The sequence below is a fragment of the Hydrogenophaga sp. genome (assembly GCF_031426985.1).
GTDB lineage: Bacteria > Pseudomonadota > Gammaproteobacteria > Burkholderiales > Burkholderiaceae_C > Hydrogenophaga.
This window is the reverse complement of record NZ_JASJOY010000070.1, coordinates 1-13421: the sequence shown is the minus strand read 5'-3', so window position 1 is coordinate 13421 and position 13421 is coordinate 1. Positions and strand designations below refer to the sequence as shown.

The window sequence follows — 13421 nt, the reverse complement described above, 5'->3', positions numbered from 1 at the left end:
CCCCTGCGCCGCTGCGCGGCTTCCCCCCAGGGGGACCCCGCCTGTGGCCCGGCGGAGCCGGTTCCACGGCGTGTGCTGGAACAACCCCGTTTCTCCGACATCTTTCCTGACGCTCCATGACTGAAGGTCCACGTTTCCCCGCCTCGTTCGAATGGGGCTGTGCCACCGCCGCCTTCCAGATCGAGGGCGGCGCCAGCGAAGGCGGCAAGCTGCCCAGCATCTGGGACGATTTCTGCGCGCAGCCCGGCCGCATCAAGGACGGCAGCGATGGCCTGGTCGCCTGCGACCACTACCACCGCTTCCCCGACGACATCGCGCTGATGGCCGACCTCGGGTTCCGGCACTACCGCTTCTCGATCGCCTGGACCCGGGTGATAACCGAAGACGGCCGCGCCAACCCGCAGGGCCTGGACTTCTACCGCCGGCTGCTGACGGCGCTGCACGAGCGCGGCATCACCCCCAACGCCACCCTGTTCCACTGGGACCTGCCCGCGCACCTCAAGGGCGGCTGGCTGCGGCGCGAGACTGCCTACCGTTTTGCCGACTACGCCGCCCTGGTGGCCGACGAGCTGGGCGACCTGCTGCCGCGCGTGGCCACGCTCAACGAACCCTGGTGCAGCGCCTTCCTGGGCCACGACCTCGGCGTCTTCGCCCCCGGCGTGCAGGACCGGCCGTCCGCCTTGCTGGCCGCGCACCACCTGATGCTGGCGCACGGCCTGGGCCTGCAGGCCTGGCGCAGCGTGCGCCGCGACACGCAGCTGGGCATCGTGCTCAACCCCGAGCTGTGCGACGCCGCCAGCGACGCCCCGGCCGATGTGGCGGCCGCGCGCCTGGCCGAGCTCGAACGCAACGACGTGTTCCTCAACCCGCTGTTCAACCGCGAATGGCCGGCCGAGATGCTCGAACAGATGGGCCCGCTGGCCGGGCAGCGCCTGCCGGGCGACACCGCCATCTGCGCGCAGCCGCTGGACTTCATCGGCCTGAACTACTACACCCGCTCGATCGCGCAGGCCCCGGTCAGCGACGCCGAGCTGGCCCGTGGTTACCGCTTCGTGCCGCCCGATCCGCAGCGCCCGGACCTGACCGACATCGGCTGGGAGATCTACCCGCAGGGCCTGGAGCGCGTGACGCGCAAGCTGCTGGCGCAGTGGCCGCTGCCCCCGATCTGGATCACCGAAAACGGCGCCGCCGACAACACGCCGGCGGTGGACGGCGCCTGCGACGACCAGATACGCCTGGCCTACCTGCAATCGCACCTGGCCCAGCTGGCGCAGATGGTCGCCAGCGGCATCGACATCCGCGGCTACTACGTCTGGAGCCTGCTCGACAACTTCGAGTGGGCTCAGGGCTACAGCCAGCGCTTTGGCGTCGTGCACGTCGACTACGCCACCCAGCAACGCACCCCCAAGGCCAGTGCCCACTGGCTCCAGCACTTCATTTCTTCCCCGCAACCGACATGAGCACCAAAGCACCCAACAACCACTGGTGGCGCGGCGGCGTGATCTACCAGATCTACCCGCGCTCGTTCCAGGACTCCAACGGCGACGGCATCGGCGACCTGCCGGGCATCACGCAGCGGCTGGACCACATCGCCGCGCTCGGCGCCGACGGTATCTGGATCTCGCCCTTCTTCAAGAGCCCGATGAAGGACTTCGGCTACGACGTCAGCGACTACTGTGACGTCGACCCGATGTTCGGCACGCTGGACGATTTCCGCGCGCTGGTGGCGCGGGCGCACGAACTCGGCCTGAAAGTGATGATCGACCAGGTGCTCTCGCACACCGCCGACGCCCACCCCTGGTTCGTGGAAAGCCGCAGCAACCAGGACAATCCCAAGGCCGACTGGTACGTCTGGGCCGACGCCAAGGACGACGGCAACCCGCCCAACAACTGGCTGTCCATCTTCGGCGGCAGCGCCTGGCAGTGGGACACGCGCCGCTGCCAGTACTACCTGCACAACTTCCTCACCAGCCAGCCCGACCTGAACTTCCACAGCCCGCAGGTGCAGGACGCACTGCTGGCGACGGTGAAGTTCTGGCTCGACCTCGGCGTCGACGGCTACCGCCTGGACACGGTCAACTTCTTCTTCCACGACGCCTTGCTGCGCGACAACCCGGGCCGCGGCGCACCCGACCGCAACAACCCCGACCCGGCGGTCAACCCCTTCAACCCCTACGGCTGGCAGCGCCACGTGTACGACAAGAGCCGGCCGGAGAACCTGCCCTTCCTGCAGCGCCTGCGCGCCCTGCTCGACCAGTACCCCGACACCACCATGGTGGGCGAGATCGGCGACGACGACGGGCTGGCCCGCGTGGCCGAGTACACCGCGGGCGGCGACAAGCTGCACATGGCCTACTGCTTCGACCTGCTGGGCGAGGCGCACGACGCGCCCTTCCTGCACGGCTTCCTCGGCCGCTTTGGCGAGATCGTGGGCGACGGCTGGCCCTGCTGGGCCCTGTCCAACCACGACGTGGTGCGCTCGGCCACCCGCTGGGGCGGCCCCAACCCCGACCCGCGCCTGCTGCGCCTGGCCGCGGCCTTCCAGGCCAGCCTGCGCGGCACGGTCTGCCTCTACCAGGGCGAGGAGCTGGGCCTGCCCGAGGCCGAGCTGCGCTTTGAGGACCTGCAGGACCCGTACGGCATCACCATGTGGCCCGAGTTCAAGGGCCGCGACGGTTGCCGCACGCCCATGCCCTGGCAGGCCGACGCGCCGCACGCGGGCTTCACCACCGGGGGCCACCCCTGGTTGCCGGTGGCCGAGCCGCACCGCGCCCTGTCGGTGGACCGCCAGACCGGCGCGGCGGACTCGATGCTGTCGTTCTTCACCCGGCTGCTGCACTGGCGCCGCGGGCAGGTCGCGCTGCGCGACGGCCGCATGAGCCTGCTGCCCGCCGACCCGCAGGTGCTGGCCTTCACCCGCGAACACGCGCAGCAGACGCTGCTGTGCGTCTTCAACTTCAGCGACCGCCCGGCACGGCTGGCGCTGCCCGAAGCCTGGCGCTCCGCCACGGTGCTGGACGGCAGCGGCCTGCAAGGCGCCCACCTCGACGGCGACGGCGTGCGCTGCGAAGCCTACGGGGGCCTGTTCCTGCACCGCGTCTGACCGGACCGGCAGGCTCCCGAGTTGGGCGACACTGGTGCCTGCGGCCGGGGAGACCCGGCCCCAGCCCACGTGTCGCCACAGGAGTCCCCATGAGCATCCAGACCGTCACCACCACCCCCTTCGCCGGCCAGCTGCCGGGCACCTCCGGCCTGCGCAAGAAGGTCACGGTGTTCCAGCAGCCGCACTACCTGGAGAACTTCGTCCAGGCCCTGTTCGACGTGCTGCACGGCGACGCGCCGGCCAGCGGCCAGACCCTGGTGCTCGGTGGTGACGGGCGCTTTCACAACCGGGTGGCGGTGCAGACCATCCTGAAGATGGCGGCCGCGCGCGGCTACGCCAAGGTGCTGGTGGGTCAGGGCGGCATCCTGTCCACGCCGGCCACCAGCGCGGTGATCCGCCGCCGCGGCGCCAGCGGCGGCATCATCCTCTCGGCCAGCCACAACCCCGGCGGGCCCGACGGCGATTTCGGCATCAAATACAACGCCACCAACGGCGGCCCCGCGCCCGAGAAGCTCACGCAGGCGGTCTACGAACGCACCCAGGCGCTGTCGGCGTACCGCCTCAGCGACGCCGCCGACATCCCGCTCGACACCCTGGGCACGCACACCATGGAGGGCATGGCCATCGAGGTGATCGACCCGGTCGCCGACCACGCCGCCGTGCTGCGCGGGCTGTTCGACTTCGACGCCATCCGCCGCCTGTTCGCCGCCGGCTTCCGCCTGCGCTACGACGCCATGTGGGCCGTGGGCGGGCCGTACGCCAAGGCCATCCTCGAAGGCGAGCTGGGCGCGCCGGCCGGCACGGTGGTGCACGCCGAACCGAAGGAAGACTTCGGCGGCCTGCACCCCGACCCCAACCCGGCCTACGCCGACGACCTGATCGCCCACCTGATGGGGCCCGACGCGCCCGACATGGGCGCGGCCTCCGACGGCGACGCCGACCGCAACATGGTCCTGGGCCGGCGTTTCATCGTCTCGCCCTCGGACAGCCTGGCGGTGCTGGCCGCCCACGCGACCCGGGTGCCCGGATACGCCCGGGGCCTGGCCGGCGTGGCGCGCTCCATGCCCACCTCCACCGCCGTCGACCGCGTGGCCAAGGCCCTGGGCATCGCCTGCTACGAAACCCCGACCGGCTGGAAATTTTTCGGCAACCTGCTCGACGCCGGCCAGATCACGCTCTGCGGCGAAGAGAGCTACGGCACCGGCTCGGACCACGTGCGCGAGAAAGACGGTCTGTGGGCCGTGCTGTTCTGGCTCAACCTGGTCGCCGTCACCGGCCAGTCGGTCGAAGCGCTGGTGCGCGGCGTGTGGCAGGCCCACGGCCGCTGCGTCTACTCGCGCCACGACTACGACGGCATCGCGACCGAGAACGCCAACGCGCTGATGGCCGAGCTGCGCGCGCAGCTGCCCTCGCTGGGCGGCAGCACGGTCGCCGGACAACCCATCGCCTGGGCCGACGATTTTTCGTACACCGACCCGGTCGACGGCTCGGTGAGCCAGAAGCAAGGCGTGCGCGTGGTGCTCGAAGACTCGTCGCGCGTGGTGTTCCGGCTCTCGGGCACGGGCACCGAAGGCGCGACCCTGCGCGTCTACCTCGAACGCCACGAACCCGACGCCGCGCGCCACGACGTGCCCGCGCAAGAAGCGCTGGCCCCGCTGATCGCGCTGGCGCGCAGCCTCGCGCGCATCGAACACCACACGGGCATGAGCGCGCCCACCGTCATGACCTGAGCCTTTGCCCGCCACCATGCTCGACCGCATCGCCCACCGCCTCGCCCAGTCCCTGCGCGCCCAGCCCCACTGGCCCGCTTTTGCGCAACGCCTTTCGGCACACGGTCCCCGGCTGGTGCGGGAGCTGTCGCACCTCTACGGTGATCAACCGGATTTCGAACAGGTGGTGGAGGACCTGCTGCACGTGGCCTACGACGGCTGGCGCGAGCGCCCGGCCGTCCTGCAGCAACGCGATGCACAGCGCGAGCAGGCGCCCGACTGGTTTGCCTCGCACCAGATGCTGGGCGGCGTCTGTTACGCCGACCTCTGGGCGGGCGGCTTCGAGGGCCTGAAGGCGCAGATCCCCTACCTGCAGGAACTGGGCCTGAGCTACCTGCACCTCATGCCGCCCTACAAGAGCCCCCAGCCGCACAACGACGGCGGCTACGCGGTCAGCAGCTACCGCGCCACCGACCCGGCCCTGGGCAGCATGGCCGAGCTGCGCGCGCTGTTCACCGCGCTGCGTGAAGCAGGCATCTCTCCGGTGCTGGACTTCGTCTTCAACCACACGTCCGACGAGCACGAATGGGCGCAGAAAGCCGCCGCCGGAGACGCCGAACACAGCGCCTACTACTGGATCTTCCCGGACCGCAGCGAGCCCGACCAGTACGAGCAGACGGTGCGCGAGATCTTTCCCGACGAGCACCCCGGCGCCTTCAGCCAGCTGCCCGACGGCCGCTGGATCTGGACCACCTTCCACACCTACCAGTGGGACCTGAACTACAGCAACCCGGCGGTGTTCACCGCCATGGCACGCGAGATGCTGTTCATCGCCAACCTGGGCGTGGACTTCCTGCGCATGGACGCGGTGGCCTTTGTGTGGAAGCGCAAGGGCACGCCCTGCGAGAACCTGCCCGAGGCGCACCACCTGCTGCGCGCCTACAACGCGCTGTGCCGCATCGCCGCGCCCTCGCTGCTGTTCAAGAGCGAGGCCATCGTGCACCCCGACGAGGTGGCGACCTACATCTCCACCGAGGAATGCCAGGTTTCCTACAACCCGCTGCAGATGGCCCTGCTATGGAACTCGCTGGCCACGCGCGAGGTCAACCTGCTGCAGCACGCGCTGGAACACCGCCACGCCCTGCCCGCCCACACCGCCTGGGTCAACTACGTGCGCAGCCACGACGACATCGGCTGGACCTTTGCCGACGAAGACGCCATCCACTTCGGCATCGACGGCTTCGCCCACCGCCAGTTTCTCAACAAATTTTTCGTCAACCGCTTTCCCGGCAGCTTCGCGCGCGGCGAACCCTTCCAGGACAACCCGGCCACGGGGGACTGCCGCATCAGCGGCACCGCCGCCTCGCTCTGCGGCGTCGAGCAGGGCGACGTGCACGGCATTCCGCGCCTGCTGCTGCTCTACGGCGTGGTGCTGGCCAGCGGCGGCATCCCGCTGATCTACCTCGGTGACGAGGTGGCCACGCTCAACGACCACACCTGGCAGGACGACGCGCACAAGGCGGTGGACAGCCGCTGGCTGCACCGCCCCGCGCGCGACGACGCGCGCTACGCCCAGCGCCGCGACCCCAGCACCCCCGCTGGCCGCATGTTCACCGGGCTCACGCACCTGATCGGCCTGCGCCGCCACCTGCCCGCGCTCGCGGGCGGCACGCTGACCCCGTTCTGGACGCAGAACCCGGCGGTGCTGGGCCTGCAGCGCGGCCAGGGCCGTGGCGCCGTGCTGGTGCTGGCCAACTTCAGCGAACAGGTGCAAGCGGTGGACGCCAGCGTGCTGGCCGCCCTGCCGGCGCAGGCGGTCGACCTGGTCGGCGGCGGCGGCTTTGCGCTGCGCGAAGGCCTGACGCTGCAGCCCTACCAGCAACTCTGGCTGCAACAGCCGTGAACACCGTGACCACAACAACCCTGCCGGGCACTGTGTCACGTCGGCCCGGCCTGGCTGCACGGCCTGCGGCGCACGCCCTGGCGTCACGGCAGGCGCTGAGCACCCCGGTGGGCCTGGTTCCCCGAAAGCTTTTGGCCAGAGGCCCTTGCCTATAATCGCGGGTTGCCTGCCCGTGGCAGGCCACGCCCCAACGCCCCCCGGAACCCCATTGGCACCGATTCGCCACCCTCAGAGGACACCATGAGCGACCACGCGCACGACTCCCACACCGGCCCGATCAAGACGCCCGCCCAGCTGCTCTGGACGTCGTTCTTCTCCTTCGTGGCCCCAGTGTTCATCATCATCGGCCTGGTGTACTACGTCACCTCGGACGCCAAGCCCACCACCGGCGTGCTGTCGCAGGCCGACGCGGTGAGCGCCGAGATCGCCACCGCCAAGCGCATCGCCCGTGTGGGCACGGTCGAACTCCAGAGCAACAGCGGCCCGCGCGCCCTGGCCACCGGTGAAGCGGTCTACAACACCCAGTGCGCGGCCTGCCACGCCACCGGCGCCGGGGGCGCACCCAAGTTCGGCGACGCCGGCGCCTGGGGTGCCCGCGTGGGCCAGGGCTACGACGCCCTGCTGGCCTCGGCCCTCAAGGGTAAGGGCAACATGAACGCCCAGGGTGGCGGCAACTTCAGCGACTACGAAGTCGGCCGCGCCGTGGTCTACATGGCCAACGCCGCCGGCGGCAAGCTGGCCGAGCCCGCTGCCCCGGCCGGTGCAGAAGCCGCCCCGGCCGCGGCCGCCCCCGCGGCCGCACCCGCCGCTGTGGTGGCCGCCGCTCCCGCTGCAGCGCCCGCCGCCGCGGCGGCCCCGGCCGCCGCCGATGGCGAAGGCCTGTACAAAAAGGCCTGCATGGTCTGCCACGCCGCCGGTGTGGCCGGTGCGCCCAAGTTCGGCGACAAGGCCGCCTGGGGCCCGCGCCTGGGCGCCGGTGTGGACGGCCTGACGGCCTCGGCCATCAAGGGCAAGGGCGCGATGCCGCCCAAGGGGGGCACCACCGCGTCGGACGCCGAGATCAAGGCCGCCGTCGAGTACATGGCCGCCGCCGTCAAGTAAGCAGGGTCAACCCCCACAAAAAAAGCCGGTCCTCGTGACCGGCTTTTTTGCGCCTGCGGTTCAGCGTTGCCCTAGACCCAGGGCCGTTGCCCGGTCAGGCGCTGCGGGCTGCGCACAAAGCGCCAGGCCGCGGGCAGTTCGGCGGCCGCCACCGCTTCGGGCACCCAGTCGGCGCGCTCCACGGCGTCGGCGGCCAGCCCCATGTCGTTGCTGTGCACCAGGCCCAGGCCCAGCGCGGTCTCCAGGTACAGGTGGCCGTGCTCGTCGAGCAGGCAGCGCTGCACGGCCCCCGCGTCCTGTCCGGTGTGGGCCAGCACCCGCCCGTCGGGCTGCAGGCGCCAGACGAAGGGCGTGGCTTCGAGTTCGAGGTACACGCGCTGCGGCCCGTTCTGGAAGAACCACTGCCCGGCGGCGTCGGCCGCGCAGTTGCGGTGGATGAAGTCGATCAGCTTGTCGTGCCGCAGCAGCGAGCCCTTGCAGGCGGTGGCGGCCTCTCCCGGCTCCAGCGCAAACGGCCCGCTGCGCTGGCAGCGGTCGTCGCGCATGTACCACTGGCCGCGCGAGTCCAGCCCCAGCCAGCCGTGGCAATGCGGCACGTTGGGCCATTTGGCGAGCGCGGCTTTGACGATGTCGTCCATGAGGGTCTCCGTTCAGAGTTGCTGGAGCAGCCAGGCGCCCACGGCCTCGGGCATGGCGCGCACATGGCCCGGCAGGCCCAGGGCACCCAGCGGCGCCGGGAAGCCCACATGGCCCCCCTGCGCGGGTTGCCAGAGCGTGACATGCGGGCCGACCGTCCCCGCCACCGGCAGCGAAGCGGCGGGCACGAACGGGTCGTTGCGCGCGTTCAGCGCCAGCGCCGGCACGCGGATGTGTGCCAGCACCGGCTTGGCCGAGGCGCGGGACCAGTAGTCCTCGGTGTTGGCAAAACCGTGCAGCGGTGCGGTGAAGATGTTGTCGAAGGCGTAGAGGTCGCGCGCGGCGAGCAGGGCCTCGCGGTCGAACAGGCCGGGGTGCTGCTGCAGCTTCTGCAAGGCCTTGGGCACCATGCTGCGCAAAAACATGCGGGTGTAGACCAGCCGGTTGAAGCCGCGCCCGATGGCGTGACCGCCGGCGGCCAGGTCCAGCGGCGAACAGACCGCCGCCACCGCCCGCACCACCGGCGCGGCCTGTGTGCCCATTTCGCCGGCCCAGCGCAGCAGCGCGTTGCCGCCCAGCGAAACGCCGGCCGCCAGCAGCGGGCGCTGCGGGTGCTCGGCCGCCAGGCGGCGCAGCACCCAGTCGATTTCGTGGAAGTCGCCCGAGTGGTAGGCGCGGGGCGCCAGATTCAGTTCACCCGAACAGCCGCGGAAATGCGGCACCACGAAGGCCAGGCCCTGCGCGGCCGAGAAGTCGGCAAAGGCCTGCGCATAGGCGCTGGCCGAGGAGCCTTCGAGGCCGTGGAACAGCACCAGCAGCGGCGCGTTGGGTGCGCTGGCGTGCTGCGCAAAGTCCAGGTCGATGAAGTCGCCATCGGGCGTGGTCCAGCGGCGGCGCTGCCAGGTCGGCTGCGGGCCGAAATGGCGCCGCGCCACCAGCGCGGCCCACAGGGTCTGCACATTGCCGCCCGGCAGCCACCAGGGCGCTCGGTAATCCCAGGCGGGGTTCATGCGTTCGCTCCGGTCGCCGGGGCTCAATGCAGCAGGGTGGAGGGGGGCTGCGCCTCGGTCGGTTCGCTGGCCGACCCGGGGCTGGCGTGGTGCGCCACCATGCGCCAGCCTTGCGCCGTCTTGGCGTAGACGTTGGTGGCCAGCACCCAGGCGCTGCTGGGGCCGTCGTGCCCCATGACCTCGATGCGCTCGACCACGCTGTGCACGCTGCACCCGCCGGCATCGAGGCGGCGCACTTTCTCGGGCACGGCCTTGAGGCTGCCGTTGGCGAACAGGGCTTCAAAGGCGGCGCGCACCGCCGCATGGCCGACCAGGCGCGGGCCGCCCGGGTGCACGCAGACGATGTCGTCCTCGTCGGTCCAGCAGGCCATCAGGCGGTCGATGTCGGCGTGCTGCAGCGCTTCGTAGAACGCGTGTTCGGTGTCGTCCGGTGAGCCCGGGGGCAGTTTGGGTTTGCGCATGGCGGGGGTGGGATGGGGGGTTCAGGCGGCATTGTCTCGCGGGACGGGCCCCTGGGTCGCCGGCACCCGGTCGCGCGGTGCGCTGGCCCGGGGGCGGTCACCGCGCGGGTTCGGGTCCCACAGGCCTCGCACTATGATAGGTCTTTGCCCCGGAGGAACCCGATGAAGAACCGTGCCCTGCTGGCCGCCGCCCTGCTGTCCACCGCCTTGTTGACCACCGGCTGCGGCTACAACGACTTCCAGCGCCTGGACGAAGAAAGCAAGTCGGCCTGGTCCGAGGTGCTCAACCAGTACCAGCGCCGCGCGGACCTGATTCCCAACATCGTCGCCACCGTCAAGGGCGAGGCCAATTTCGAGCAGGAAACCCTGACCAAAGTGGTGGAAGCCCGCGCCAAGGCCACCTCGATCCAGATGACGCCGGAGATGGTCAACGACCCGGCGGCGATGCAGAAATTCCAGGCCGCACAGGGCGAGGTGGGCAGCGCCCTGAGCCGCCTGATGGTGGTGGTCGAGCAGTACCCCAACCTCAAGGCCAACCAGGGCTTCTCCGACCTGCGCGTGCAGCTCGAAGGCACCGAGAACCGCATCACCGTGGCGCGCAACCGCTACATCCAGAGCGTGCAGTCGTACAACGTGCTCACGCGCAGCTTCCCCACCAACCTGACGGCCATGGTGTTCAGCTACGCGCCCAAGGCCAACTTCACGGTGCAGAACGAGGCCGCCATCTCGGCGCCGCCCGCGGTCGACTTCGAGAAGAAATGACCGCCCTGGCGGGCGCACGCCCCGTGCGCACCCTGCTGCTGTGGCTGGCCCTTGCGCTCGCGCCCTGGCTGGCCTGGGGCCAGGACCTGCTGCCCGTGCCCGAACTGCGCGCGCGCGTCATGGACCAGACCGGCACGCTGGACGCGGCGGCGCTGGCGGCCATCGAAGAACGGCTGGCCCGCTTCGAACAGGAACGCGGCGCGCAGGTGGTGGTGCTGATCGTGCCCACCACCGCGCCGGAAGACATTGCCGACTACACCCAGCGCCTGGGCGACGCCTGGAAGATCGGGCGCAAGGACGTGGGCGACGGCCTGCTGTTCGTGGTCGCCAAGAACGACCGGCGCATGCGCATCGCTCCGGCCAAGTCGCTCGAAGGCGCCATCCCCGACCTGATGGCCAAACGCATCCTCGACCAGGCCGTGGCGCCCGCCTTCCGGCAAGGCGACTACGCGGGCGGCATCCGCGCCGGCGTGGAACAGATCCTGGCGCTGATCGCGGGCGAGGCGCTGCCCGCGCCTGCGCAGCACGACGCCTCATCGAACGACTTCGAGCCGATGGACCTGCTGATCTTCGGCGCCTTCGCCGTGCCCATCCTGTCGGCGGTGCTGCGCGGCATCTTCGGCAACAAGCTCGGCGTGCTGCTCACCGGCGGTGCCGCTGGCGGTATCGCCTGGATGATCACCGCGGTGTTCTGGATCGCGATCGGCGCGGGGCTGCTGGCCTTGCTGGTGGCGCTGTTCATGCAGCACCTGCCCTCGGCGCCGGTGCGATCGGGCCGCAGCCGCGGCTGGGACGGCCCCGGCCGGGGCGGTTTCGGGGGTGGGGGCTTCGGCGGCGGCGGGGGCTTTGGCTCGGGCGGCGGTGGCAACTTCGGGGGCGGCGGCGCCTCAGGGGGCTGGTGATGCCCATGACCCGACTGCAACGGCTGTGGCGCCACCTGTGGCTGTACGCGGCCGACACCCGGCGCGCCGTGCCGGACGGCATGGCCGAACGGCTGGCCCAGCGGGTGGCCGCCAGCGAACGGCGCCACACCGGCGAGGTGCGCATCTGCGTCGAAGCCGCCCTCCCCTGGTCGCTGGCCTGGCAAGCGCACGATGACACGGCCGCGCGCCGGCAGGGGCGCCAGCGCGCGCTCGAATGGTTCGGGCGCCTGCGCATCTGGGACACCGAACAGAACAACGGCGTGCTGATCTACCTGCTGCTGGCCGAACATGCCATCGAGATCGTGGCCGACCGGGGGCTGGCCCGCGTGGTCGACGCTGCGCAATGGCAGGCGGTGGTGGACCGGCTGGGGCAACGCCTGCGCGAGGGCGCGTTTGAAGATGGTCTGACCCAGGCACTGGAAGAAGTCTCGGCCCTGCTGGTGGAACACTTTCCGGCCGACGCCGACACCGTCAACCCGGACGAACTGCCCGACGCCCTGGTACGCGCCTGAGGCCGCGCGCCCCGCTGGCGCAGCCTGCGCGCGTCACTTGGCGCGTTGGTCGCCGCGCACGGTGCGGTTGTTCATCACCACCTGCAGCTCTTCGTGCATCGCCTTGTTCATCTGCGCGAAGGTGCGCAGCTTGCGGGTGGTCTCGCGCAGGCGCTGCGCCATGCGGGTGGAAATGGCCAGCAGCAGCCGCGCACCCACACGCGGTTCGTCCCTGAGCAGGCGCATCAGCGCGGTGCGCGTGAGGATCGCGACGACGATGTCGGTGGTGGCCGTGCAGGTGGCCGAACGTGGCGAGCCATCGAGCAGGCCCATCTCGCCGATCAGGTGCCCCGGGCCGATCACGTTGACCACCATGCTTTCGTTGAGACCGGGCAGTTCGTTCTCGACCGCGATGTCGCCTTCGAGCACCAGCATCATGTAGTCCGTCTTGCGGATCTCGCCCTCTTCGATGAACACCGTGCCGGACGGGATCACGCTGGGCCGCATGTAGCCCACCACCTTCATCGCGTCGGCCACGGTCAGATCGTCCAGTGCGGTGGGCGTGACCAGCATGCGCGCGGCCACCTCTTCCGGCGCCAGATCCGGGTTCTCAAACATCGATGAAGCGCGCAGGTCGACCATGCCGAAATACTCCTGCAAACATCATCCCAGCCGCGCGCGCACAGCGCCAGCTTTGGAGCAAAAAAAGACCGGCTCAGGGCCGGTCTGGGCGGGCAAAACGCACACGGCGTTTCACTTTTTCTGGCGGTACTTGCGCAGGGCTGCGATCTGGGCCGCCATCACCGCCAGCTCCGACGTGGCCTTGGCCAGGTCGATATCGCTCTTGGCGTTCTTGACGGCCTCTTCGGCGGCCTTGCGGGCGTCGTTGGCCTTGGCTTCGTCCAGATCGTGACCGCGGATGGCGGTGTCCGACAGCACGGTCACGCAGTGGGGCTGCACTTCCAGAATGCCACCGGCCACGAACACGAACTCTTCGCCGCCGTCGGCTTTTTCGATGCGCACGGCACCGGGCTTGATGCGGGTGATCAGCGGAATGTGACCGGGCAGGATGCCCAGCTCACCCGCCTCACCCGGCAGGGCCACGAACTTGGCCTCGCCGGAGAAGATGGACTCTTCGGCGCTGACCACATCGACGTGGATGGTGCTCATATTGACTCCTGTGAAAAGGGAAAACGATGGTCAGAGGACGGGCGCCGACACGCAGCGCCCAGCCCCATCAGGCCACCTTCTTCGCCTTCTCGAAGGCCTCGTCGATCGTGCCGACCATGTAGAAGGCCTGCTCGGGCAGGTGATCGCACTCG

The 13421-nt window shown here is 70.3% G+C and carries 13 protein-coding genes; 8 read left to right on the top strand and 5 right to left on the bottom strand.

Annotated elements, in window-relative coordinates:
• Nucleotides 1-116: 116 nt before the first annotated feature.
• The 5 genes from RMP09_RS09450 (at nucleotide 117) to RMP09_RS09430 (ending at nucleotide 7816) form a co-directional block, all read left to right on the top strand.
• A complete protein-coding gene (locus RMP09_RS09450) occupies nucleotides 117-1460 on the top strand; it encodes a GH1 family beta-glucosidase (protein ID WP_310565728.1) in 1344 nt (447 codons plus the stop codon).
• Nucleotides 1457-3103 carry an alpha-glucosidase family protein gene (locus tag RMP09_RS09445; RefSeq protein ID WP_310565727.1) on the top strand — a complete coding sequence of 549 codons (1647 nt, stop codon included), beginning with the start codon at nucleotides 1457-1459 and terminating at the stop codon, nucleotides 3101-3103. The genes RMP09_RS09450 and RMP09_RS09445 overlap by 4 nt, the downstream gene beginning before the upstream one ends.
• Before the next feature lie 89 nt (nucleotides 3104-3192).
• Nucleotides 3193-4833, top strand: coding sequence for an alpha-D-glucose phosphate-specific phosphoglucomutase (locus RMP09_RS09440; RefSeq protein ID WP_310565726.1), 1641 nt, complete (start codon nucleotides 3193-3195; stop codon nucleotides 4831-4833).
• A 16-nt stretch (nucleotides 4834-4849) separates the two neighbouring features.
• Nucleotides 4850-6715, top strand: coding sequence for an alpha-amylase family protein (locus RMP09_RS09435; RefSeq protein ID WP_310565725.1), 1866 nt, complete (start codon nucleotides 4850-4852; stop codon nucleotides 6713-6715).
• A 240-nt stretch (nucleotides 6716-6955) separates the two neighbouring features.
• On the top strand, nucleotides 6956-7816 hold the full coding sequence (locus RMP09_RS09430) for a c-type cytochrome (RefSeq protein WP_310565724.1): 861 nt from the start codon (nucleotides 6956-6958) through the stop codon (nucleotides 7814-7816).
• 71 nt (nucleotides 7817-7887) lie between these two features.
• Here RMP09_RS09430 and RMP09_RS09425 read toward each other — a convergent pair whose 3' ends face one another.
• From RMP09_RS09425 to RMP09_RS09415, 3 genes are read right to left on the bottom strand one after another with little or no spacing between them, the layout of a single operon-like run.
• Nucleotides 7888-8454, bottom strand: a complete 567-nt coding sequence (locus RMP09_RS09425; RefSeq protein WP_310565723.1) for a DUF2946 family protein — start codon at nucleotides 8452-8454, stop codon at nucleotides 7888-7890.
• A 12-nt stretch (nucleotides 8455-8466) separates the two neighbouring features.
• The gene (locus RMP09_RS09420) at nucleotides 8467-9462 is read right to left on the bottom strand and encodes a YheT family hydrolase (protein ID WP_310565722.1); all 996 of its coding nucleotides are present in this window, start codon (nucleotides 9460-9462) and stop codon (nucleotides 8467-8469) included.
• Between the two features lie 23 nt (nucleotides 9463-9485).
• On the bottom strand, nucleotides 9486-9923 hold the full coding sequence (locus RMP09_RS09415; protein ID WP_310565721.1) for a nuclear transport factor 2 family protein: 438 nt from the start codon (nucleotides 9921-9923) through the stop codon (nucleotides 9486-9488).
• Nucleotides 9924-10085: 162 nt separating this feature from the next.
• Between RMP09_RS09415 and RMP09_RS09410 the strand changes: the two genes are divergently transcribed.
• From RMP09_RS09410 to RMP09_RS09400, 3 genes are read left to right on the top strand one after another with little or no spacing between them, the layout of a single operon-like run.
• The gene (locus RMP09_RS09410) at nucleotides 10086-10685 is read left to right on the top strand and encodes a LemA family protein (RefSeq protein ID WP_310565720.1); all 600 of its coding nucleotides are present in this window, start codon (nucleotides 10086-10088) and stop codon (nucleotides 10683-10685) included.
• A complete protein-coding gene (locus RMP09_RS09405) occupies nucleotides 10682-11587 on the top strand; it encodes a TPM domain-containing protein (RefSeq protein ID WP_310565719.1) in 906 nt (301 codons plus the stop codon). Before RMP09_RS09410 ends, RMP09_RS09405 begins: the two co-directional genes overlap by 4 nt.
• A gap of 5 nt (nucleotides 11588-11592) precedes the next feature.
• Nucleotides 11593-12120 (top strand): TPM domain-containing protein, encoded by a 528-nt coding sequence (locus RMP09_RS09400; protein WP_310565718.1) that lies wholly within the window; start codon nucleotides 11593-11595, stop codon nucleotides 12118-12120.
• Nucleotides 12121-12153: 33 nt separating this feature from the next.
• On the opposite strand, the gene RMP09_RS09395 is transcribed toward RMP09_RS09400, so the two are convergent.
• On the bottom strand, nucleotides 12154-12741 hold the full coding sequence (locus tag RMP09_RS09395) for a cyclic nucleotide-binding domain-containing protein (protein ID WP_310565717.1): 588 nt from the start codon (nucleotides 12739-12741) through the stop codon (nucleotides 12154-12156).
• A gap of 111 nt (nucleotides 12742-12852) precedes the next feature.
• A complete protein-coding gene (locus tag RMP09_RS09390) occupies nucleotides 12853-13269 on the bottom strand; it encodes a F0F1 ATP synthase subunit epsilon (protein ID WP_310565716.1) in 417 nt (138 codons plus the stop codon).
• Between the last annotated feature and the right edge of the window lie 152 nt (nucleotides 13270-13421).